This window comes from Pseudomonas lini, from assembly GCF_964063345.1.
Taxonomy (GTDB): domain Bacteria; phylum Pseudomonadota; class Gammaproteobacteria; order Pseudomonadales; family Pseudomonadaceae; genus Aquipseudomonas; species Aquipseudomonas lini_B.
Window position 1 is genome coordinate 3,795,899 of sequence record NZ_OZ061318.1, and the last position, 23,812, is coordinate 3,819,710.

General features: G+C 60.3%; 18 protein-coding genes and 1 riboswitch. Of the genes, 14 read left to right on the forward strand and 4 right to left on the reverse strand.

What is annotated here, in order from left to right; genetic code table 11:
• The first annotated feature begins 97 nt into the window (after nt 1–97).
• Nucleotides 98–988, forward strand: a complete 891-nt coding sequence (locus AB3226_RS17190) for a LysR family transcriptional regulator (protein ID WP_367373924.1) — start codon at nt 98–100, stop codon at nt 986–988.
• Between the two features lie 22 nt (nt 989–1,010).
• Entirely contained in the window at nt 1,011–2,291 is a 1,281-nt protein-coding gene (waaA, locus tag AB3226_RS17195) for a lipid IV(A) 3-deoxy-D-manno-octulosonic acid transferase (protein ID WP_367373925.1), read from the forward strand.
• Between the two features lie 189 nt (nt 2,292–2,480).
• On the opposite strand, the gene AB3226_RS17200 is transcribed toward waaA, so the two are convergent.
• Entirely contained in the window at nt 2,481–3,914 is a 1,434-nt protein-coding gene (locus tag AB3226_RS17200) for a TolC family outer membrane protein (protein WP_367373926.1), read from the reverse strand.
• A 192-nt stretch (nt 3,915–4,106) separates the two neighbouring features.
• Nucleotides 4,107–4,212: riboswitch (TPP riboswitch) on the forward strand.
• 166 nt (nt 4,213–4,378) lie between these two features.
• Between AB3226_RS17200 and thiC the strand changes: the two genes are divergently transcribed.
• Both thiC and cytX read left to right on the forward strand, forming a co-directional pair.
• Nucleotides 4,379–6,268 (forward strand): phosphomethylpyrimidine synthase ThiC, encoded by a 1,890-nt coding sequence (gene thiC, locus AB3226_RS17205; protein ID WP_123721515.1) that lies wholly within the window; start codon nt 4,379–4,381, stop codon nt 6,266–6,268.
• A gap of 166 nt (nt 6,269–6,434) precedes the next feature.
• Nucleotides 6,435–7,727: a putative hydroxymethylpyrimidine transporter CytX gene (cytX, locus tag AB3226_RS17210; RefSeq protein WP_367373927.1), complete on the forward strand. Its 1,293-nt coding sequence runs from the start codon at nt 6,435–6,437 to the stop codon at nt 7,725–7,727.
• Here cytX and AB3226_RS17215 read toward each other — a convergent pair.
• Nucleotides 7,696–8,442: an RsiV family protein gene (locus tag AB3226_RS17215; protein ID WP_367373928.1), complete on the reverse strand. Its 747-nt coding sequence runs from the start codon at nt 8,440–8,442 to the stop codon at nt 7,696–7,698. The two genes, cytX and AB3226_RS17215, sit on opposite strands and share 32 nt — an antisense overlap.
• A 206-nt stretch (nt 8,443–8,648) precedes the next feature.
• Between AB3226_RS17215 and AB3226_RS17220 the strand changes: the two genes are divergently transcribed.
• From AB3226_RS17220 to AB3226_RS17260, 9 genes are all read left to right on the forward strand, one after another.
• On the forward strand, nt 8,649–9,266 hold the full coding sequence (locus AB3226_RS17220; protein WP_038978686.1) for an NUDIX domain-containing protein: 618 nt from the start codon (nt 8,649–8,651) through the stop codon (nt 9,264–9,266).
• On the forward strand, nt 9,257–9,709 hold the full coding sequence (locus tag AB3226_RS17225; protein WP_007902592.1) for a DUF1249 domain-containing protein: 453 nt from the start codon (nt 9,257–9,259) through the stop codon (nt 9,707–9,709). Before AB3226_RS17220 ends, AB3226_RS17225 begins: the two co-directional genes overlap by 10 nt.
• Nucleotides 9,710–9,807: 98 nt before the next feature.
• Entirely contained in the window at nt 9,808–10,623 is an 816-nt protein-coding gene (gene cpdA, locus AB3226_RS17230) for a 3',5'-cyclic-AMP phosphodiesterase (protein ID WP_367373929.1), read from the forward strand.
• Between the two features lie 203 nt (nt 10,624–10,826).
• On the forward strand, nt 10,827–11,435 hold the full coding sequence (locus AB3226_RS17235) for a YqiA/YcfP family alpha/beta fold hydrolase (RefSeq protein WP_367373930.1): 609 nt from the start codon (nt 10,827–10,829) through the stop codon (nt 11,433–11,435).
• 52 nt (nt 11,436–11,487) lie between these two features.
• Nucleotides 11,488–13,392, forward strand: coding sequence for a DNA topoisomerase IV subunit B (gene parE / locus AB3226_RS17240; protein ID WP_007902595.1), 1,905 nt, complete (start codon nt 11,488–11,490; stop codon nt 13,390–13,392).
• Nucleotides 13,392–14,378: an esterase-like activity of phytase family protein gene (locus AB3226_RS17245; RefSeq protein ID WP_367373931.1), complete on the forward strand. Its 987-nt coding sequence runs from the start codon at nt 13,392–13,394 to the stop codon at nt 14,376–14,378. The genes parE and AB3226_RS17245 overlap by 1 nt, the downstream gene beginning before the upstream one ends.
• Nucleotides 14,375–14,896, forward strand: coding sequence for a TIGR02281 family clan AA aspartic protease (locus AB3226_RS17250; protein WP_367373932.1), 522 nt, complete (start codon nt 14,375–14,377; stop codon nt 14,894–14,896). The genes AB3226_RS17245 and AB3226_RS17250 overlap by 4 nt, the downstream gene beginning before the upstream one ends.
• A gap of 10 nt (nt 14,897–14,906) precedes the next feature.
• A complete protein-coding gene (parC, locus tag AB3226_RS17255) occupies nt 14,907–17,174 on the forward strand; it encodes a DNA topoisomerase IV subunit A (RefSeq protein WP_367373933.1) in 2,268 nt (755 codons plus the stop codon).
• Nucleotides 17,175–17,350: 176 nt separating this feature from the next.
• Complete coding sequence (locus AB3226_RS17260; protein ID WP_367373934.1) at nt 17,351–18,064, forward strand: membrane integrity-associated transporter subunit PqiC; 714 nt, start codon at nt 17,351–17,353, stop codon at nt 18,062–18,064.
• Between the two features lie 788 nt (nt 18,065–18,852).
• On the opposite strand, the gene AB3226_RS17265 is transcribed toward AB3226_RS17260, so the two are convergent.
• A complete protein-coding gene (locus tag AB3226_RS17265; RefSeq protein WP_367373935.1) occupies nt 18,853–20,382 on the reverse strand; it encodes an AhpA/YtjB family protein in 1,530 nt (509 codons plus the stop codon).
• Between the two features lie 134 nt (nt 20,383–20,516).
• Between AB3226_RS17265 and serB the strand changes: the two genes are divergently transcribed.
• A complete protein-coding gene (gene serB, locus AB3226_RS17270; protein WP_007902606.1) occupies nt 20,517–21,731 on the forward strand; it encodes a phosphoserine phosphatase SerB in 1,215 nt (404 codons plus the stop codon).
• Nucleotides 21,732–21,850: 119 nt separating this feature from the next.
• Here serB and AB3226_RS17275 read toward each other — a convergent pair whose 3' ends face one another.
• Nucleotides 21,851–23,641 (reverse strand): molecular chaperone, encoded by a 1,791-nt coding sequence (locus AB3226_RS17275; protein WP_367373936.1) that lies wholly within the window; start codon nt 23,639–23,641, stop codon nt 21,851–21,853.
• Nucleotides 23,642–23,812 lie beyond the last annotated feature (171 nt).

Below are 23,812 nucleotides of genomic sequence, written 5' to 3' on the forward strand. Positions count from 1 at the left end.
ATCCTCGTATGAAGCGTTGCTCTCTGAGGTCGGCATTCTAGAGATTCGCCAGATGCGGTAAAGTCATTACCTATCTGTTCTGAAGATGGGTTGAGCCATGAACATGCAATGGAATCTGGAACAGCTGCGCTTGTTTGTCAGCGTCGCGGAACAGCGTTCGTTTTCCGCTGTGGCGCGGGATCAGCGCAAGGCGCAGTCGGCGGTCAGCAGTTCGATTGCGCTGCTGGAAGAGGACTTGGGTGTCAGCCTGTTCGATCGCAGCAGTGGTCGTCAGCCGAAACTCACCGAAGCCGGTACCGCGCTGCTTGAAGAGGCGCGGGAAGTGCTGCGCCAATGCGAGCGCCTCAATGGCCGGGCACTGGCGATGATGCGCGGCCAGGAAGCGAGTCTGCGTGTGGCCCAGGACGAAGCAATGCCCTATCAAGCGGTGGTTGAAAGCTTCGAGGCCCTGGCAGAACAGTTTCCCAGCCTCGAAGTGCAGCTGACCAGCGCCGCCCAAGGTGATGTCGCGCGCAAACTGGTGGAGCGTCGGGCCGACCTGGGCTTGCTGTTTTATCACGATCAGATTCCCGAAGCCCTCGAACGGCGAGTGCTGGGCAGCATCGAAATGGTCACGGTGTGCGGCGTGGGGCATCCCTTGGCGAAGCAGGCGCAAGTTGATTGCCAGCAATTGGCGCAGCATCGACAGTTGCTGATGTCCACGCAGTCCAGCGTCTATCCCGGCAGCGAGCCGGCCAGCCCGCAGGTCTGGCGCGCCGACAGTTTCTACGTGATGGCTGAATGGGTGATGCGCGGTCTCGGTTGGGCCTGGTTGCCGCGACATGTGGTGCAGTACCCGGCGTATCAGGATCTGATGGTCGAACTGAACAGCGAATGGACGCCGCCGGCATTGATTGTCGAACTGGTCTGGCGTCGCGATGAGCCCCTCGGCCCGGCGGCTCGTTGGCTGGCGGAACGTTTTGCCGTGCACTTGCAGGCGATCAGCTAAAAAACCGATAAACTCCGCCGCCATGAATAGAACTCTCTACACCGCGCTGTTTTACCTGGGGCTGCCATTGGTAGCGATTCGGCTTTGGCTGCGGGCGCGCAAGGCGCCGGCGTACGCCAAACGCATTGGCGAGCGTTTCTCCCTCGCGCTGCCGGCGATGAAGCCGGGCGGCCTCTGGGTGCACGCGGTGTCGGTGGGCGAAAGCATCGCCGCAGCGCCGATGATTCGTGCCTTGCTGCAACGGTATCCGACGCTGCCGATCACCGTCACCTGCATGACCCCGACCGGGTCCGAGCGCATCCAGGCACTGTTCGCCAACGAGCCGCGCATCCAGCACTGCTATTTGCCTTATGACTTGCCTTGCGCAGCAAAGCGATTTCTTGATCGGGCCCGGCCGAAACTGGCGGTAATCATGGAAACCGAGCTCTGGCCCAACCATATCCACCAATGCGCCAAACGCGGGATTCCCGTGGCCTTGGCCAATGCGCGACTGTCTGAACGTTCGGCCAAAGGCTATGGCCGTTTCCGTAAACTGACCCGGCCGATGCTCGCCGAGATGAGCCTGTTCGCGGTGCAGACCGAAGCCGAGGCGCAGCGCTTCCGGGATTTGGGGGCGCGCCCGGAAACCGTCGAAGTGACCGGTTCGATCAAGTTCGACCTGACCATCGACCCGCAACTGCTGCAGCGCGCCGGCGAATTGCGTGCGCAGTGGCAGGCACAGGATCGCCCGGTGTGGATTGCCGCGAGTACCCATGAAGGTGAAGACGAGGTAGTGCTGGCTGCCCATCGTCGGCTGCTGGCCAATCATCCCGATGCCTTGCTGATTCTGGTGCCGCGTCATCCGGAGCGCTTCAACCCGGTGTTCGAGTTGTGCCGGCAGCAGGGTTTCGCCACGGTGCGGCGTTCGACGGGCGAGCCGGTTACCGCAAGCACTTCGGTACTGCTGGGCGACACCATGGGCGAGTTGCTGTTTCTCTATGCCTTGGCCGACAGCGCATTCGTCGGTGGGAGCCTGGTGCCCAATGGCGGCCATAATCTGCTAGAGCCGGCGGCCTTGGCCAAACCGGTGCTCAGTGGGCCGCACTTGTTCAACTTCCTCGAAATCGCCGCGCAGTTGCGCAGTGCCGGGGCGTTGGCCGAGGTCGATGATGCCGAAAGTCTGGCGCTGGCGGTGCAACGGCTGTTCGAATTGCCGAGTGATGCGCAGCGGATGGCGGAGGCGGGGCTGAAAGTGATGCGCACCAATCAGGGCGCGTTGCAGCGGTTGCTGGATGGATTGGGGCGGTTGATCGACAAGTCCTGAATTTGTCACTGATCAATTGTGGCGAGGGAGCTTGTCGGAACGCCGCATCGTCCCGTTCGGCTGCGAAGCAGTCGTGGAATCAGTCGATGTGGTCTGCCTGACAGACCACATGCTCAGGGTTTGGGGCCGCTTCGCAGCCCAGCGGGAGCAAGCTCCCTCGCCACAGGTTAGCCCTGCCACAAAATTCCTTTAGGGCCGGGCCTTCAACTGTTCGGCCGCAGCCTTGGCCAGATCCGGTGGCAGGAAGTCCTTGTCCGGGTTGTAGTCGGCTTTGAGGTAACGCGTCAGGTCCTGCAAATCCCCTGGGTTCAAAGTACCGGCGGCTTGCTTCAAGCGCAGGTTGTCGAGGATGTAGTCGTAGCGGGTGTTGTTGTAGTTGCGCACCGAGGTGTACAGCTGACGCTGGGCATCGAGCACGTCGACGATGTTGCGCGTCCCCACCTGATAACCGATTTCAGTCGCTTCCACCGCGCTCTGGTTGGAGATGATCGACTGCCGGCGGGCCTGCACCTGCTCGACGTCGGTGTTGACGGCGCGGTGCAGGTTGCGGGTGTTTTCCACGACCTGACGACGCAGCGCTTCGCGTTGCTGCTCGGACTGAGTCAGCCGTGAATAGGACTCACGCACCTGCGAGCTGGTCAGGCCGCCACTGTAGAGCGGGATGTTCAATTGCAGGCCGACAGTGCGCTGCTCGACATCGCCGCCGTAACGCACGCCGTTCGGGTTCGGGTTGGTAAAGCCGAGGGCGTCGTTGTCACCTTTCTGGTATTGCGCGACCGCATCCAGGGTGGGCGCATGTCCGGCCTTGCGCTGCTTGAGAGTCTCCTCGGCGGCGCTTACCGCGTAGTTGCTGGCCAGCAAATTCAGGTTCTGCTTGGCGGCGGTGTCGACCCAGGCTTTGGCATCGTTCGGTGCCGGCGGCAGGATCGGCAAGGTATGCACGATGCCCTGGATCGAGTTGTACTGGCGGTTGGTCAGGGTGATCAGCGCTTCGAACGCGTCGTCCACCTGACGTTGAGCGAGAATCCGGTTGGCCCGCGCCGTGTCGTAACTGGCTTGGGATTGCAACACGTCGGTCTTGTCCGACAGGCCGACATCAAAGCGCTCGTTGGACTGGTCGAGCTGACGCTTGAACGCCGCTTCTTCGGCCTTGGTCGAGGCCAGGGTGTCCTGGCTGCGCAGCACGTTGAAGTAGCTTTCGGCGCTTTGCAGAATCAGGTTCTGTTCGGTGGCCGAGAGTTGCAACGCCGCTTGTTCGTTGACGTCCTTGGCAGCCTGCAACTGGAACCAGCGGTCGGCGCGGAAAATCGGTTGCGCGAGGGTCGCCTGATACACCGTGCCACTGCGGGTCGAGGTCAGCGATGGCTGATCGAGCGAGGTGCGGGTGTTGTTCAGGTCGGCACCGGCAGACAGGTTGGGCAACAGCCCGGCGCGGGCCTGGGGCACGACTTCCTTCTGAGCGCCGTATTGGGCGCGGGCAGCGGCGATATCGGCGTTGTTGTCCACCGCTTCCTGATAGACGCTGACCAAGTCAGTCCTGGTCGATAAGGGCGCTTCTGCTGCCCAGGCCATTCCATTGGACGCACAAGACACGGCAAGGGCCAGTGAGAGTTTGCGCAGCATGAGGCCATCCCTAAAAATTACGCTGATAATTTGAGCGCCAAGGCTACGGCGCGGCGGCCTGCAGCGTCAAGGCGCGGCGCGGCGTAGCGAGTGTAGTTGCACGCAGGCACGGCAACAATCCGGTAATTGCGCCATTCATCATGGTGTTTGCTGCGGAGTTGGCGTTCTTTGCCGGTTGTGTCTAGACTGGCCGGGTTCTTGTCGGGGTGCCTTGCTATGAGGCTGAGATCGAATAATTTCGGATCCCGTTGAACCTGATCAGGTTAGCGCCTGCGTAGGGAACAAGATTTCTCGTCACCCGGCGAGTCCTCTTGTGCTTCGTCCGGGATGTTGTTCGACAATCGAACACCCCTCGAGCACCGAGCACAGCACCAGCTGGTTTCTCCAGCGCCCGTGCGTCCATTCGTTTACAGGTTCGCTCCGACAAAAATCCACTGCCTGGATGTGTGTTCGGAGAGCCCGTGATGACTACAAAATCAAAAATCGAAACCAATCTGAGTGACTCGGCCAAGGTCGATCAGCAATCGGTTCAGCCGTTTACCCGCTCGCAAAAAATCTATGTCCAGGGCACTCGCCCGGACATCCTCGTGCCGATGCGCGAAATCAGCCTTGATGTGACCCCGACCGACTTTGGCGGCGAAATCAACGCGCCGGTGGTTGTGTATGACACCTCGGGCCCGTACACCGACCCCAACGTCATCATCGACGTGCGCAAAGGCCTGGCCGATGTGCGTTCGCCGTGGATCGAGTCCCGTGGCGACACCGAGCGTCTGCCGGGTCTGAGCTCCAATTTTGGCCAGGAACGCCTGGCCGATGCGGAATTGACCAAGCTGCGTTTCGCCCACGTGAACAATCCGCGCCGCGCCAAGGCCGGGGCCAACGTCAGCCAGATGCACTATGCGCGCAAAGGCATCATCACCGCCGAGATGGAATACGTCGCCATCCGCGAAAACATGAAGCTCGAAGTGGCCCGTGCCGCGGGCTTGCTGGACCAGCAGCACGCCGGCTACAGCTTCGGCGCCAGCGTGCCGAAAATCATCACGCCGGAATTTGTCCGTGAAGAGATCGCCCGCGGTCGCGCGATCATTCCGGCCAACATCAACCACACCGAACTGGAACCGATGATCATCGGCCGTAACTTCCTGGTGAAGATCAACGGCAACATCGGCAACAGCGCCTTGGGTTCGTCCATCGAAGAAGAAGTGGCGAAACTGACCTGGGGCATTCGTTGGGGGTCGGACACGGTCATGGACTTGTCCACCGGCAAGCACATTCACGAAACCCGCGAATGGATTATCCGTAACTCGCCGGTGCCGATCGGTACTGTGCCGATCTATCAGGCTCTGGAAAAAGTCGGCGGTGCCGCTGAAGACCTGACCTGGGAGCTGTTCCGCGACACGCTGATCGAGCAGGCCGAGCAGGGCGTCGACTACTTCACCATCCACGCTGGCGTGTTGCTGCGCTATGTGCCGCTGACCGCCAAACGCGTGACCGGTATTGTTTCCCGTGGTGGTTCGATCATGGCCAAGTGGTGCCTGGCGCATCACAAGGAAAACTTCCTCTACACCCATTTCGAAGACATCTGCGAAATCATGAAGGCCTACGACGTCAGCTTCTCGCTGGGCGATGGCCTGCGTCCGGGGTCGATTGCCGACGCCAACGACGCCGCACAATTCGGTGAATTGGAAACCCTCGGCGAGCTGACCAAAATCGCCTGGAAGCACGACGTGCAGTGCATGATCGAAGGCCCGGGTCACGTGCCGATGCAGTTGATCAAAGAGAACATGGACAAGCAGCTCGAGTGCTGCGACGAGGCGCCGTTCTACACCCTCGGCCCGCTGACCACCGACATCGCCCCAGGCTACGACCACATCACCTCCGGTATCGGTGCGGCGATGATCGGCTGGTTCGGTTGCGCGATGCTTTGCTACGTGACGCCGAAGGAACACTTGGGCCTGCCGAACAAGGATGACGTGAAGACCGGGATCATCACCTACAAGATCGCCGCTCACGCTGCCGACCTTGCGAAGGGGCATCCAGGCGCGCAAATTCGTGACAATGCCTTGAGCAAGGCGCGTTTCGAATTCCGTTGGGAAGACCAGTTCAACCTGGGCCTCGATCCGGATACCGCGCGTTCGTACCACGACGAAACCCTGCCTAAGGATTCGGCCAAGGTCGCGCACTTCTGCTCCATGTGCGGACCGAAATTCTGCTCGATGAAAATCACCCAGGAAGTCCGTGAATACGCGGCCAACCAGCGGATTGAAACTGTCGATGCGGAAGTTGCGCAAGGTCTGGCAGAACAGGCTGAGCGGTTCAAGCAGGAAGGTAGTCAGTTGTACAAGAAGGTTTGATCTGACCTGAAAAGGTGGGGCCTGAAAGGGCCCCATCGCGGGCAAGCCCGCTCCCACAGGATTTGTGTCGGACACAGATTTTGTGATCGATACGATACCTGTGGGAGCGGGCTTGCCCGCGATAGCTATCAACACAACAAAAAATGTCCCTCTGAGATAACACCCCTTGAGCATTCAACTCAGCACTTATTCCCCGGATTCTGCGGTTCCGATCGACAAGCGTGTCTTCGGCGGCCGTGATCTGTGTTCCCTGTGGTTCTCCCTCGGCATCGGCCTGATGGTGTTGCAGACCGGCGCTTTGCTCGCACCGGGTCTGGGCCTGTCTGGCTCATTGCTGGCGATTTTTCTCGGCACGCTGGTCGGCGTTCTGTTGCTGGCCGCTGTCGGCGTAATCGGCAGCGACACCGGCCTGTCGTCGATGGCCGCGCTCAAACTCAGCTTGGGCCGTCATGGCGCGAGCCTTCCGGCGGTGTTGAACCTGCTGCAACTGATCGGTTGGGGCTCGTTCGAAATCATCGTCATGCGCGACGCCGCCAGCCTGCTTGGCGCCCGTGCCTTCAGCGAAGGCAGCCTGCTGTCGAATCCGCTGCTTTGGACAGTTTTCTTCGGTGGTTTGGCGACTTTGCTGGCCGTCAGCGGCCCATTGACCTTTGTGCGCAAAATCCTGCGCAAGTGGGGTATATGGCTGCTGCTGGCCGCGTGCATCTGGCTGACCTGGAACCTGTTCGCCAAAGCCGATCTGGCGGCGTTGTGGGCGCAGGCCGGTGATGGTTCGATGCCGTTTGCCGTGGGCTTCGACATTGCCATCGCCATGCCGCTGTCCTGGCTGCCACTGATTGCCGACTACTCGCGTTTCGGCAAACGCGCGAAGAATGTCTTCGGCGGTACGGCGCTGGGCTTCTTTATCGGTAACTTCTGGCTGATGAGCCTGGGCGTGGCCTACACCCTGGCGTTCGCGCCGAGCGGTGAAGTGAATGCGTTGCTGCTGGCATTGGCCGGTGCAGGTTTGGGGATTCCGTTGCTGCTGATTCTGCTGGATGAGTCGGAAAATGCCTTTGCCGATATTCACTCGGCGGCGGTGTCCAGCGGGATTCTGTTGCGCTTGAAAGTCGAGCATCTGGCCTTGGCCATCGGCGTGATCTGCACACTGATCGCCTGTCTGGCGCCATTGGCTCAGTATCAGAACTTCCTGCTGCTGATCGGCTCGGTGTTTGCGCCGCTGTTCGGCGTGGTGCTGGTGGATCATTTCATCCTGCGCAAACGCAGTGCTCATGTAGCGTCAGCCGCATTGCGCTGGCCGGCGTTGCTCGCCTGGTTGGGCGGGGTGAGCACCTATCATTTGCTGGCCAATCTCTATCCGGACATCGGCGCAACCCTGCCGTCGCTGGTACTGGCAGGGCTGCTGCAACTGCTGCTCGGTCGAGCCTTCAGCTACGGCCGGGAAACAGCTCAGGTTTGAAAATACCGTTCAGGCGCGGGTAGGGGATCTTCAGTTCGACGTGGCCCAATGCGTAAGGCGCGATGGTGCTTACTTCGTACTTGAGGATCACCCCGCCGTAGGTCAGCGCCACGTTCTGGGTTTTCACGAAGGGCCAGCTCTTCACGAACTCCGGTTCCTGATCGAGTTTGGTGCTGATCAGCCAGCTGTTATGCGCCACTTGGGCCGCTTTCCAGAACGCCTCTTCCTGGCCCGGGATCAACATGTCCGAGAGGGTCAGTACTTTATGCTGCTGACGTGAATAGTTGATGAAACCGCGGCCCGGCGTGCCATGGGCACCGCCGGTGTCCAGGTAGCTGGATAATTCAACGATCACCAAGCCGTCATGCTGCTCACGTACCTTGGCTTGCAGGTAGCTGCTGTAGCGCGGGCCGGCACTGCTCAAAAACTGCTCGCGATAGGCCGCCAGCGTCGGCGCTACGGGGGCTTCGGGTGAGGTGCGGGTCATTTGCAGCAGGCGTTTTTCGATGATGCCGTCAAGTGCAGGCTCATCCGGGAAACGCAGCGTATCGATGTTCACCAACGGGCAGTCAGGGGTCGTGCAGCCTGGTTTCAACTGTTCCGATGCGTCGCGGGTGGTTTCCAGCGGCGCCCGATAGTTGGGCTGAAACAAACTCTGGCAGGCGCCCAGGGTCAGGGCGATTGCGGCCACAGAGGCGATTTTAAAAAGCGACATGGGCGTCCTTCATAAAACAGGGAAAGGCGAAAAGTTACCCGCTTCGACTCTTAACGAAGCAGTCAGTTCGCCACTAAGCTAATTAGAGTTGGTTTCGCCCTCACCGTCTATCCCGCTGACTGGAAAGGGGCTGCATCAAACATCGCGGGCGCGTTAGGATGGCGCGAAGTCGAGGCTGGAGCCTCGGTGTAGATACGAGGATTGTCATGACTGATTTTGCCAACGCCATTCCGACCGCCGTTGATATCGTTCGGCGCGAAAAGTGCTACGAGGGTTTCTATAAGCTCGATCGCGTGCACTTGCGCCACGAATTGTTCGCCGGTGGCATGAGTCGCGAGATCAATCGTGAACTGTTCGTGCGCCATGATGCGGTGTGCGTACTGCCTTACGATCCGCAGCGCGACGAAGTGGTGCTGATCGAGCAGTTTCGCGTTGGCGCCATGGGCAAGACCGACAACCCGTGGCTGATCGAACTGGTCGCCGGTCTGATCGATAAGGATGAAGTGCCGGAAGAAGTTGCTCACCGCGAAGCGCAGGAGGAAGCTGGGCTTGTATTCGGGGCGCTCTGGCCGATGACCAAATATTTTCCATCGCCGGGCGGCAGCAATGAATTCGTGCACTTGTACCTGGGGCGTTGCGAGACAACCGGGGTCGGCGGCCTGCATGGGCTGGAGGAAGAGGCAGAAGATATTCGCGTCACGGTCTGGGCGTTCGAAGATGCCCTGCAAGCCGTACGCGACGGACGTATTGCCAACGCGGCAAGCATCATTGCCTTGCAATGGCTGGCTTTGAATCGCGTTGAAGTGAGGGGGCTATGGTCGTAAACAAGCTGCGCGATCGCTACCGGATCGACCTCGTGGGGCTGCAAGCCTCCTGCGAGGCCAACTATGCACGCCTGATGCGATTGTTACCGGACATGCGTAGCGAGCCGCAGGCGCGGCGCATTGCCGTGACCCACGGCGACCAGATGCTTGGCGTGCTGGCCCTGGAAGTGTTGCAAGTCTGTCCGTACACCACGACGCTGCAAGTACGCCAGGAACACAGCCTGCCGTGGCTGCCGGTTCCTCAACTTGAAGTTCAGGTCTATCACGACGCCTGCATGGCCGAAGTGGTCAGCGCCGAACATGCAAGACGCTTCCGGGGCATCTATCCTTACCCCAACGCCGCGATGCATCAGCCGGATGAAAAGGCTCAGCTCAATCTGTTCCTGGGGGAATGGCTGAGTCACTGTCTGGCATGTGGGCACGAGTACGCAGTCGTTCGGTAGTTGTGAACTGCGTCCGGTTCACAGGTTTCCTCTTTTGATCGTCCCCCAGCATAATTGCGGCCCTTACCCATCCCGTGATCACGCCCTGGGAGAACGCCTTGCCGAGCGTATCCACATTGACCACCGCCGATCCGGCGTTGCTGGTGCAACTCTCCGACAGCCATCTGTTTGCCGAGGCGGACGGGACGTTGCTGGGGATGAATACCCGCGACAGCCTGCAAAAAGTCATTGAGCTGGTAAAGCTTCAGCAGCCGCAGATCGACTTGATCATTGCCAGTGGCGATCTTTCACAGGACGGGACGCTGGAGTCGTATCAGCTGTTTCGTGACCTGACCCGACAGATCGATGCGCCGGCACGCTGGATTCCCGGTAATCATGACGAGCCGCAGATCATGGCCGAGGCGGCAGTGCAGAGTGCGCTGCTGGAACCGGTGGTGGACATCGGCAACTGGCGGGTTACGTTGCTCGATTCTGCTGTGCCGGGTTCGGTGCCGGGGTATTTGCAGGATGAACAGTTGCAGTTGCTGGCCCGCTCATTGAGTGAGGCACCGCAGCGGCATCATTTGGTGTGTTTCCATCATCATCCGGTGTCGATCGGGTGTGCGTGGATGGAGCCCATTGGATTGCGCAATCCTGAAGCGTTGTTCGCGGTGCTGGATCGCTTTCCGCAGGTGCGTGCGGTGTTGTGGGGGCATGTGCATCAGGAAATTGACCAGAAGCGCAACGGTGTTCGCCTGATTGCATCGCCCTCGACCTGTATTCAGTTCGAGCCGGGCAGTGATGATTTCAAGGTGAGCGAGCAGGCGCCGGGGTATCGGTGGTTGCGGTTGTTGCCGGATGGCCATTTGGAAACAGGTGTTGAGCGCGTCACCGGTTTCGACTTTCAGGTTGATTACGGCTCCAATGGCTACTGATTTATTTGTCATTTCCAAAGACCGAGGCGTGGCCATCGCGGGCAAGCCCGCTCCCACAAGGATCTGAGGCGCTCACAAATCCCCTGTTGGAGCGGGCTTGCCCGCGATGGCGTTCGCTCAGGCGACATGATTTTCACGCATATCCCCGATTCCCCCGACACCCTGTAAACTGCGCCTCTTTACCCGACGCACAGGGAGCTCAAATGTCTGGCTCGATCCTTTATATCCACGGTTTCAACAGCGCGCCGGCGTCGAAAAAGGCCTGTCAGTTGATCACTGTGATGGAACGGCTGGGCTTGAGCGATCAATTGCGTGTGCCGGCCTTGCATCACCATCCCCGCGAGGCCATCGGTCAGCTGGAGCAGGCGATTGTCGAGCTGGGGCGGCCACTGCTGGTCGGCAGCTCACTCGGCGGCTACTATGCGACTCACTTGGCCGAGCGCCATGGCTTGAAAGCCCTGTTGATCAACCCTGCCGTCAGCCCACACCAGATGTTCGACGGGTTCTTGGGGACGCAGAAAAACCTGTACACCGATGAGACCTGGGAATTGACCCACGACCACGTAACGGCCCTGGCCGAGCTGGAAGTGCCGGCGCCCAAGGATCCGCAGCGGTTTCAAGTATGGTTGCAGACCGGCGATGAAACGCTGGATTATCGCCTCGCCCAACAGTATTACCGGGCCTGTGCCTTGCGTATCCAGGCGGGCGGCGACCATAGTTTCCAGGGTTTTGCCGAGCGATTGCCGGCAATGCTGAGTTTCGCCGGCATCGGCGCAGATTTGTATCAGGCGATTGATTTCACTGCACTGTGATTTGTCGCCTCTTTTTCACAGAACACTTTTTACAGGCGGACGATGAGACCCCATGGCCACTCCCAGCGCTAGCTCTTATAACGCAGACGCCATCGAAGTCCTCTCGGGCCTCGACCCGGTGCGCAAACGCCCCGGCATGTACACCGACACCAGTCGGCCGAACCACCTCGCCCAGGAAGTTATCGACAACAGCGTCGACGAAGCCTTGGCCGGGCATGCGACATCGGTGCAGGTCATCCTGCACGCCGATCACTCTCTGGAAGTCAGCGATGATGGCCGTGGCATGCCAGTGGACATTCACCCGGAAGAGGGTGTGTCGGGTGTCGAGCTGATCCTCACCAAGCTTCATGCGGGCGGCAAGTTTTCCAACAAGAACTACCAGTTCTCCGGCGGTTTGCACGGGGTGGGTATTTCCGTGGTCAACGCCTTGTCGACCGAAGTCCGGGTGCGTGTAAAGCGTGACGGCAACGAATACCAGATGACTTTCGCTGACGGTTACAAAAAGACCGAGCTGGAAGTGATTGGCACCGTCGGCAAACGCAACACCGGCACCAGCGTGTTCTTCGCGCCGGACCCGAAGTATTTCGATTCACCGAAATTCTCCATCAGCCGCCTCAAGCACGTGCTCAAGGCCAAGGCTGTTCTATGCCCGGGGCTGCTGGTCAGTTTTGAAGACAAGGCCACCGGCGAGAAAGTCGAATGGCATTACGAAGACGGTCTGCGCTCCTACCTGGTGGACGCGGTCAGTGAATTCGAACGCCTGCCGGACGAGCCGTTCTGCGGCAGCCTGGCTGGTAATAAAGAAGCGGTCGATTGGGCGCTGCTGTGGTTGCCCGAGGGCGGCGACAGCGTTCAGGAAAGCTACGTCAACCTGATCCCGACGGCCCAGGGCGGTACTCACGTCAACGGTCTGCGTCAGGGCTTGCTCGATGCGATGCGCGAGTTCTGCGAGTTCCGCAGCCTGCTGCCGCGTGGCGTGAAGCTGGCGCCGGAAGACGTCTGGGAACGCATTGCGTTCGTCCTGTCGATGAAGATGCAGGAACCGCAATTCTCCGGTCAGACCAAGGAGCGCCTGTCATCCCGTGAAGCGGCGGCTTTCGTTTCCGGTGTGGTCAAGGACGCTTTCAGCCTGTGGCTCAACGCTCACCCGGAAACCGGCATGCTGCTGGCGGAACTGGCGATCAACAACGCCGGCCGTCGTCTGAAGGCCAGCAAGAAGGTCGAGCGTAAGCGCATTACCCAAGGGCCGGCGTTGCCGGGCAAACTCGCCGACTGCGCCGGGCAGGACCCGATGCGTTCCGAGCTGTTCCTGGTGGAAGGTGATTCCGCCGGCGGTTCGGCCAAGCAGGCGCGGGACAAAGAATTTCAGGCGATCCTGCCGTTGCGCGGCAAGATTCTGAACACCTGGGAAGTCGACGGCAGCGAAGTGTTGGCCAGCCAGGAAGTGCACAACATTGCCGTGGCCATCGGTGTCGATCCGGGCTCGGCGGACATCGCTCAACTGCGTTACGGCAAGATTTGCATCCTCGCTGACGCCGACTCCGACGGTCTGCACATCGCCACATTGCTGTGTGCCTTGTTCGTCCAGCATTTCCGCCCGCTGGTGGATGCCGGTCACGTCTACGTCGCCATGCCGCCGCTGTACCGTATCGACCTGGGCAAAGAGATTTACTATGCCCTGGACGAGGCTGAGCGCGATGGCATTCTCGACCGCCTGGTAGCCGAGAAGAAACGCGGCAAACCACAGGTCACCCGATTCAAAGGTCTGGGTGAAATGAACCCGCCGCAGCTGCGCGAAACCACCATGGACCCGAACACACGGCGTCTGGTGCAGTTGACGCTGGAAGATTTCGACGCGACCTCGGAAATGATGGACATGCTGCTGGCGAAAAAACGCGCTGGCGATCGCAAGTCCTGGCTGGAGTCCAAGGGCAACCTGGCCGAGGTTCTGGGCTGATGCGATTTGGCTGGGCCCTGGCGTGTGCGTTGCTGCTGACCTCGGTAACGGTTTCGGCGCAGCCTCCTGAGCTGCGCCTGTTATCCGAGCATGCCGTCGACGGCATGCGCGGCGGCAATCTGTCGGGGCTGGCCCAGTGCGGCAAGGACCTGTGGACTGTTTCGGATCGGGACGATGATCAAATCTATCGCCTCGACACCCGCAACAACACCTGGCAAGCCGAAACCGTGCGCATTGACGTACCTCTGGTACCCGACAGCGGTTTGCCCTGGGGCTTGCGTTCCCGGACCTGGGCGGCGTCGTTCGTGCGGGGCGGGGACCTGGATTTCGAAGGCATTACCTGCGACAGCGCCGGTAATCGTTACATCGTCAGCGAAGCACACGCCGCGGTGCTGCAAGTGCCGCCAATCGGGCCTGCGTCCTGGCTGAAAATCTCGCCGATGCTGGTACGCGAAGCACGGGCCAGCGGCATGTTGCTGCACTTCAATGCGTTGTTCGAAGGCCTGACGATCAATCCGGCCGGTGACACGCTGTGGCTGGCCGCTGAGCGTGAGCGCCGTGGTTTGCTGCTGATCAAGCGCAAACAAACGGTGTGGGACTGCGACGGTGGCTGTGTGCTGCTGAGTGAAGCGGGGGTGGAGATGCAGCCAGCGCAATTTCCCAAGGCCCGTGCACGCTCCCGGGATTTTGCCGATCTGTCATTGTTCGACGGCAAGCTGTTTACCCTTGAGCGCAATGTCTTTCAGGTTTGCCGTCGCGATGCGGTGACGGCCAAGGTCGAGCGCTGCTGGTCGTTTGCCGCCGAGGCCTTGCAGGAAAAACGTCGTTATTCACAGCCCTTTGGGCTGGCGGAAGCGTTGATCGTGGACGCCGACGGTGCCTGGATCGGTATCGACAACAATAATGGTGCGCGCGCCGACGGCGAGAAACGCCCGATTGTCTGGCGCTTTGCCGCGCCTGAAGGTGGCTGGAGTGCCAAGCCATGAGTCAGCAACCGCCGGGCAAACGCGCCGGCCGGGTGTTGATGGTGTTGGCCTGGTGCGCCGCACTGTTTCTGGCAACGCGGTTTTTCGGGCAATGGGAAGAGCGCCAGCAAAATCCGAATGGGGTGGTCAGCTCTGAGCAGGGAAAAGGTTTTATCGAAGTGAAGCTGATCAGCAACAGCCAGGGGCATTTTATCGCCACTGGTCAGATCAACGGCCAGCCCGTGGATTTCATGCTCGATACCGGCGCGACCGATGTGGCGATCCCGGCCGAAGTGGCCGAGCGGCTGAAACTGGAAAAAGGCTTTGGGGTGACCCTGAGCACGGCCAATGGCTTGAGCGAGGGCTATCGAACCCGCCTCGACCGGCTGCAATTGGGCGACATCGTGCTGCGTGACGTTCGCGCGCTGGTGGCGCCCGGTTTGCACGGCAATCAGGTGCTGCTCGGTATGAGCGCACTGAACAAACTTGAATTTACCCAGCGCGGTGGCACCATGCTGCTGCGCCAGACAACGAACTGATGAGGCCCGCATGAGCGACTCCCTTGATCTCAGCCTGGACGGTGTAGAACGCCGGTCACTGGCTGACTTCACCGAAAATGCCTACCTCAACTACTCCATGTACGTGATCATGGACCGTGCCTTGCCGCATATCGGCGACGGCCTGAAACCGGTACAGCGGCGCATCATCTATGCGATGAGCGAGTTGGGGCTGGACGCCGATTCCAAGCACAAGAAATCGGCGCGTACCGTCGGTGACGTGCTCGGTAAGTTCCACCCGCACGGCGATTCGGCGTGCTACGAAGCCATGGTCCTGATGGCCCAGCCGTTCAGCTACCGCTACACGCTGGTCGACGGTCAGGGTAACTGGGGTGCGCCGGACGATCCCAAGTCCTTCGCCGCCATGCGGTACACCGAAGCGCGGTTGTCGCGATATTCCGAAGTGCTGCTCAGCGAACTGGGCCAGGGCACCGCGGACTGGGGGCCGAACTTCGACGGCACGCTGGAAGAGCCTTTGGTGTTGCCGGCCCGTTTGCCGAACATCCTGCTCAACGGCACCACCGGTATCGCCGTGGGCATGGCCACCGACGTACCGCCGCATAACCTGCGCGAAGTCGCGACCGCTTGCGTGCGCTTGCTGGATGAGCCGAAAGCCACAGTCGAGCAGCTCTGCGAGCACATTCAGGGCCCGGATTACCCGACCGAAGCGGAAATCATCACGCCGCGCGCCGACCTGCTGAAAATCTACGAAACCGGCAAGGGCTCGGTGCGCATGCGCGCCGTGTACCACATCGAAGACGGCGACATCATCGTCACCGCGCTGCCGCATCAGGTTTCGGGCGCCAAGGTGCTGGAACAGATCGCAGCGATGATGCAGGCCAAACCGTCGAAAGCCCCACAGATCGCTGACCTGCGAGACGAATCCGACCACGAAAACCCGTGCCGGATCGTGATCATTCCGGGCGCCCGCAAAAACTTTGACCACGACGCGCTGATGCAGCACTTGTTCGCCAGCACCGAGCTGGAGTCGAGTTATCGGGTCAACATCAACATCATCGGCCTGGACGGCAAACCGCAGTTGAAAAACCTGCGGGCGCTGCTGGTCGAATGGCTGGAATTCCGGGTGCAGACCGTGCGTCGCCGCCTGCAATTTCGCCTGGACAAGGTTGAGCGTCGCCTGCACCTGTTGGACGGTTTGCTGATCGCCTACCTCAACCTGGATGAAGTGATCCACATCATCCGTACCGAGGAACACCCGAAAGCCGCACTGATCGAGCGTTTCGCCCTGAGCGAAATCCAGGCCGATTACATCCTCGACACCCGTTTGCGTCAGTTGGCGCGACTGGAAGAAATGAAGCTGCGTGCCGAGCAGGATGAACTGCTCAAGGAACAAGCCAAGCTGCAAGCCCTGCTGGGCAGCGAAGCCAAGCTGAAAAAGCTGGTACGCACCGAACTGATCAAGGACGCCGAAACTTACGGTGACGACCGTCGTTCGCCAATCGTCGAGCGTGCAGAAGCCAAGGCCTTGACCGAGCACGATCTGCTGCCGAACGAGAAAGTGACCGTAGTTCTGTCGGAAAAAGGCTGGGTTCGCTCTGCCAAGGGGCACGAAATCGACGCCACCGGGCTTTCCTACAAGGCCGGGGATGGCTTCAAGGCCTTGGCGGCCGGTCGCTCCAACCAGTTTGCAGTGTTTATCGATTCCACCGGTCGCAGTTATTCGGTGGCGGCGCACACGTTACCATCGGCCCGTGGCCAGGGCGAACCGCTGACCGGCCGCCTGACACCGCCGCCAGGGGCGAGTTTTGAATGCGTGCTGATGCCTGAAGACGATTCGCTGTATGTGATCGCCTCCGACGCCGGTTATGGTTTCGTGGTCAAGGGTGAAGACCTGCAAGCCAAGAACAAGGCGGGCAAGGCGCTGTTGAGTCTGCCGAACAACGCCAAAGTGATTCTGCCGCGCCCGGTAGCCGATCGTGAGCAGAACTGGCTGGCCTCGGTGACCACCGAAGGTCGCCTGCTGATTTTCAAAATCAGCGATCTGCCACAATTAGGTAAAGGTAAAGGGAATAAGATCATCGGGATTTCCGGTGAACGTGTTGCCAGTCGCGAAGAATATGTCACGGACATTGCCGTTTTGCCGGAGGGTGCCACTTTGGTGCTACAAGCCGGAAAACGTACCTTGTCGCTGAAGGCGGACGACCTCGAACACTACAAAGGTGAGCGTGGGCGTCGCGGTAACAAACTGCCACGGGGCTTTCAGAGGGTGGATGCGCTGTTCGTCGAAAACCTCAATTAGGCGTGCTAGAGCGCTCGATCTACGATTTAACGCGTAGATCGGCGCTTTGCCGCTGGAGTCGGAACGCATATTCACGGATGATATGGCCTTTCAAGCGCCGGCGTAGCCGAGCGTTCTTCATATTTTTTGAGTATTTTCACTGTGGTTAGCCTTGTGGCAGCCACCTGGATGGGACGATGACTGCTCTGCGCCTTCCTTTTATTTTGATGCTCGCCGGCGTTCTTGGCCTGGCGGGTTGCAGCGTTCACCAACCGGTGTCGCTGTATCAGCTGGACAGCGGAAGTCCGGCTCAGCCTGCGCAAAGCGCGGGCATGGCGGTATTGCTTGGCCCGGTAACGGTGGCCGACTACCTGCAACGCGAAACCTTGTTGCAGCGCCAGCCCGATGGCAGCCTGCAAGCTTCGGTTGACGGTCGTTGGGCGGGTAGCCTGTCGTCGGACATTGATCAGCTGTTGCTGCGTCAGGTCGCCGGTCATCTGGACAGCCAGCGCGTTGTCCTGGCACCGGCGACAGTGGGTTTCGCACCGGATGTTCAGGTTCTGCTGACGATCACGCGTCTGGACTCGGGTGCATCGCAACCGGCAGTCCTTGATGCGCAATGGCGCCTGATCGACCGTCGTGGTCAGGTGCGCGATAACCGCATCATTCATCTGCAGGAGCAGCACACTGGCGGGACTGCAGCTCAGGTTCAGGCTCAGGGTGTGTTGCTGCAGCGTCTGGCCGAGCAGCTGTCGACAGCGCTCAAGCCGCTGGCCAACCAGCCGCCGATCGCCGAAGCGCCTCGCAAACAGGCTGCCAAGCCTGTGGCACCGGCAGCAGAGCCAGAGAAACAACCGAAAATCCCGATGGCTTCGCCGATTCGCACGGATATGGAAGTGTTCAGGTTCTAAGCCTGGATGGATGCAAAGCAAAGCCCGCCTTGATGCGGGCTTTGTTGTTTCTGGTGCGCACCGATCGTTCCCACGCTCTGCGTGGGAATGCCTCCAGGGACGCTCCGCGTTCCAGCCTCACCTCATACGTCGCCAGTACCGGCCTCTTCGCGGGCCAGGGACCAAAAAGCCCGCAGACGATCACTCGTTCTGCGGGCTTTGTTGTTTCTGCGGATTGGAGATCTCTAGCGCTGCTGCCGGCCTCTTCGCGGGCAAGCCCGCTCCCACAGGGATTTCTGTCGTATACAGGTTTTGTATTCGCAGCGGTCAATGTGGGAGCGAGGCTTGCCCGCGATGGGGCCGGGACAGGCAACAAAAAGCCCGCAGACGATCACTCGTTCTGCGGGCTTTGTTGTTTCTGCGGATTGGAGATCTCTAGCGCTGCTGCCGGCCTCTTCGCGGGTAAGCCCGCTCCCACAGGGATTTCTGTCGTATACAGGTTTTGTATTCGCAGCGGTCAATGTGGGAGCGAGGCTTGCCCGCGATGGGGCCGGAGCAGGCAACAAAAAGCCCGCAGACGATCACTCGTTCTGCGGGCTTTGTTGTTTCTGCGGATTGGAGATCTCTAGCGCTGCTGCCGGCCTCTTCGCGGGCAAGCCCGCTCCCACAGGGATTTCTGTCGTATACAGGTTTTGTATTCGCAGCGGTCAATGTGGGAGCGAGGCTTGCCCGCGATGGGGCCGGGACAGGCAACAAAAAGCCCGCAGACGATCACTCATCCGCGGGCTTCTTTACAGCAGGACTAAGGCTTATGCCCGGCGTTCGTGCATCCGCGCCAGTTGCCGTTCCAGCATCGACGGATAAGGCTCCATCAAGCGCTCTACGCAGCACGCACCCTCAGGGCTTGCGATCGGGCGGATCCGCGCACGCTGGCGAATCAGTGCGTCGTCGCTGATCTTGCGCTCTACCAGCAGCAGGTTGCGGCTGTGTTGCGACAAGGCCAGTGCATCCTGAGCGGTTTCAGTCAGCAGCAGATCAATCTGGCTCAAGCCGAACAACTCGTCACCCAGCGTCAGGCCCAACTGCAATTGCAGGGTGATGCCGCTGTCGGCGACTTCGATCTGCAACTGATGGCCCAAGGCACGCAGCAACTCACCGCAGCAAATGGCGTTGGTCAGGTAGTCGTCGCCGCTGTCTTCGGTGTGGAACAGCATCAGCGTGCTGCCATCGTTCAGGGTGTGCAGTTCGCTCTGGTAAAGCGACGCGGCCTGATCGAGGCAATCGCGGTAGCGTTTCAGCAGCTCTTCAAGGCGTGCGCGGGGCAGGCGGCGCAGCTGATCTTGCGCGCCCAGTTGCACGGCCAGTACTGCGCTGTGCTGCGGCAGGTTCGATGCCTGCGGCTTTACGACTGGTTTCGGTGCGCTATCTGCCGAATCATCACGCAGATCGGCAAACGGATCTTCGTCGTCCTCATCGTCTTCGACGGTGCTGACAGTGCGACGCGGCGCAGGCTTGAGGCCGGCGACAGGCTTGGTTTCATCGAAAGCTGGATCGCGCAGGTTGCGTACTTCGAAGGTCGGCTCGTTGTCGTCAGCGTCTTCGTAATCGCTGTCGTCATATTCCGGTTCCGGCACAGGCTCGGCCGGCTCTGGCGCAAAATTGGCGTGCAACTGACGAGCGAGGTCGCCGACCTCATCCTGGCGCTCGGTGGCCGGGGTGTATTCGTCGATATTGCGCAGCCATACCCGCAATTGCATCAGCGGTGTGGAGATATTGCGTCCCAGACGCAGACTCAAGGCCAGGGACAGCGCCAGCAGAATGGCGCTCAGAATGCCCATGCTTTGCAGGCTGATGGTCATCGGCTGCTGGAACTGATCCATGTCCAGGCTGATGCGCAGTTGCCCGGCGGTCACGTCCTGGAAGGTAATCTTGCTTTGGTAAATACCCTCGGCTTCGCCCAGCAGGCTGTGCTTGGGCCGCTGGCCGGACTCGGCAAGGATGCGGTTGTCCATGCTGTAGATGGCGGCGTGGGCCACCAGCTTGTTTTTGGTCAGGTTATTGAGTAGCACGTTCAGGCTGAGGATGTCATTGGACACCAACAGCTCCGTGGCCGAGGTCGCGGTCTGGGTGGTCAGGCTTTCGCCCAGGGCATCCGCCTGCTCGTGCATGGCCTGCTTGAACTGCAAACCCATCACGCAGGCGTAGATCACCAGGGCCAGAGCGACCAGGATCACGTTATGGCTGGCAATGCGCAATGCGATCGGTACACGGCGATGACGCAGTGCCCGGAAGATCAGCAGAAAGAAGTTATCGGTTTTAACTGGCGTGGGCCGGTTCACTTGAGCTCGGCTCTTTGTCCGTGAAGTTGACGCGCAGTATAGCGACAGGCCATAGGTCGTCAAAGCGCTCGCGGTGCCCGATGGTCACTGAAAATGGGTAGAATGCGGTTTTTTTCCACCTGCGGGGGTGCGCCTTGCGCGAAATCGTCCTGATAAACATCACGGGAGTCGACCGTCCGGGTCTGACTGCAGCCATTACCGGCGTTCTGGCCCAGGGTGGTGTGAACATTCTCGACATCGGTCAGGCGGTGATCCACGACACCCTGTCGTTCGGCATCCTGGTTGAAATTCCCGATACCGAACAAGGTAACTCGGTGCTCAAAGACATCCTGTTCAAAGGCTATGAGCTTGAGCAACAGGTGCGTTTCACGCCGGTGTCCGAAGAGGATTACCAGCTGTGGGTCGGCAATCAGGGCAAGAAACGTCACATCGTCACCCTGTTGACCCGCAAAGTGACCGCCGAGCAATTGCAGCGTGTGAGCTCGATCACCGCCAAATATGGTTTGAATATCGACCATATCGATCGCCTGTCCGGGCGCATGCCGCTGGACACTCCGGCCGACAAGGGCAAGGGCTGCATCGAGTTTTCCGTGCGCGGCGAGGCGGCGGATCCGCAAGCGCTGCGGGCCGAATTCCTCAGCGTCGCTCAAGAATTGAACGTCGACATCGCCTTCCAGGAAGATTCTCTGTTCCGCCGTAACCGCCGTTTGGCGGTATTCGACATGGACTCGACGCTGATCGAGGCCGAAGTCATCGACGAACTGGCCAAGGCTGCCGGTGTAGGCGACCAGGTGTCCGCGATCACTGAGCGGGCGATGGCCGGCGAGCTGGACTTCCGCGCCAGCTTCAAGGAGCGCCTGGCCTTGCTGCAAGGGCTGGACGTCAGCGTACTGGATTCCATCGGCGCCTCATTGCGCTTGACCGAAGGCGCCGAAACCCTGTTCGCCGAACTCAAGCGTCTGGGCTACAAGACGGCGATTCTGTCGGGCGGTTTCACCTACTTCGCCAAGCAGCTGCAGGCCAAACTGGGCATCGACTACGTGTTCGCCAACGAACTGGAAGTGGTCGACGGTAAGGTGACTGGCGTGGCAGTCGAGCCGATTGTCGATGCGCAACGCAAGGCGGATCTGCTGCGTGAGCTGGCGCATAAGGAAGGTTTGCGTCTGGAGCAGACGATTGCCGTCGGTGACGGTGCCAATGACCTGCCGATGCTGGCGATTGCCGGTCTGGGTGTGGCGTTCCGCGCCAAGCCGCTGGTCAAGCAATCGGCGAAACAGGCGATTTCCACCCTTGGGCTGGATGGCGTGCTGTATCTGCTGGGCTTCCGGGATCGCGACGGGCAGCTCTGAGTTTCAGGTTGTCTGGGCGGGCCTCTTCGCGGGCAAGCCCGCTCCCACAAGGACAGCGCAAACCCTGTGGGAGCGGGCTTGCCCGCGATTGGGCGCGCCGCAGTTTCGTGGGCTCACTCTCAAAGCGACTTCCACAACGAATCAAATTCTTCCGCTACCCCGATTCCACCGCTCCTCGCGGCGTTTTCGTTTCTGGCTGTCTCAAGCGAACGGTAGGCAAACTGATTAAAGCTGTTGGTGCTCGCCACCTGACGCTCCAGCTCGGCCGGGTGTTCCTCGCCGTTGATATTGATCAGCACCTTGTTGCCTTCCTGGAACGGCAGGCGCGGGGTGAGCAGGGTGGCCGGCAGGTCGATGGCGCTGATGGCGGGCAGCGACAGTCCGCGCAAGTACTGGCTGTGCTCGTCGCCGGAGCGTATCAGTTGCAGGCCGCAGGGTTCGGCACAAGGCGCGACTTGCTCGATACCCATCTGCGTGCCGCCGCCCCGCACCTGGCGGATCCAGCGCACCACTGCAATGCTCCAGCCTTGACCGGCAGCATCCTCGATGCCGACCATTTCGCCAGCCTGTAGCTCGGCGGGCACGGCGCCGGGCCAGGCCAGGCAATAGCCGCCAGGGCTGTGATTGATCACCGGCAGCACATGGGTCGGGAAGTGCTGCTGGCGATCGGATGCCTCGTGGCTGTCATCGTTCTGAAGGTGCGGGTATTCGATCTCTTCGTAGGGCAGCAGCGTATCCGCGGTGCCATGAGGAGCGGCGTCGAAGGCGTGGCGCCATTGGTCTTCGGCGCGACCTGTCGGGTCGGTCGCCGAGAACTGCGCCGGGCGGGCGCCGGGTTTTTTCAATATGTCGTTGAACGAGCGTTGCCCGCCGAGATAAAAATGCAATGCGCTCATGCCCACGCACAGGGTCAACGTGCCGTGGCCGACGGTGCGCTGGAAACTGCGCTCGGCGGCCTGGCCCCAGGCGGCATGCAGGTGTTGCAGCGTGTCCAGGCTCAGACCCGCCGGAACGGGTAGCGGCAATACCTTGTCAGCCGGCTGTTGCAGATGGATTTCGATGGCCGCGACCAGAGGTTGCGGGTCAATCCCCAGCAAGCGTTCCTGTTGTTCGGCGAGGAATTTGGAGCGGTAACTCGGCCCGGTGTCGAGATCCGGGGCGATGGCAAACAGCCCGTTGTCCGGTTTGGCCGGTTGCAGCTTGATCCTCTGGCTCCAGGGTTCGAGCACCTCGGCGAGCCGGGCGATCTGGTTCTGGCGCAGTTGATTGCAGCGTGAAGCACCCAGGAGGAGGGCGACGACGTAGGTTTGCTCGATGCTCAGGCTTTGTGTCTGGCTGGCCAGTTCATCGCGCACGCCCAGATTTTGCAGTTGGAACTGACAGCCAATCCGGTACAGCTGATGTAACTCGAGCCACAGATTTTCGGGCGCCGGACAATAGAGTTGAGTGGCGCGGATCAATGCGCCGTTCAGGCAATGGATTGCCCGTTGCAAAGCCTGGGTCAGCAGCGGCGCACGGTCCTTGCTGAAGCGCGGTGCAATGTGGATGACGATTTGCTTGTAGCCGATCGCCAAGTGGCTCTGCAGCGCCTGGCAAAGGTTGGCGATCTTGCGCGAGCGCTCGTCGAGCACAATCGCCTGATGCAGGAAATGCCGCTCCAGGTGCTTGCAGACGTAATACACCTCGGGCCGCAGCAGTTCGAGTAACTGCAGGCGATTGTCGCTGGGTGTAAGGAGTTGGTTGAGTTCGCTCAAGCCTTGATACAACTGGCGAGCGGTTTCGCCGATGTTGGCTTTGGGCAGGTTGGCGATCCAGCGCTTGAGGTCGCGAGGCGTGGCTTCGCAGAAAGTCAGACGCGACTGCGTCGGGATCGGTGCGCGTAGCAGCAGGACAGGATTGGTCTCATTCATGCCGTAGACAAACTCCGACCGGGAAATGGGCAGTGAATGACTTGACTGTAGCAGCTATGAACGCTGGAGGGGATGTCGCGACGCTTGTCTGTGTAGGAGCTCCCGGAGGCTGCGATCTTTTGATCTTCAACAATTTCAGCCGCGCCGAAAATCAAGATCAAAAGATCGCAG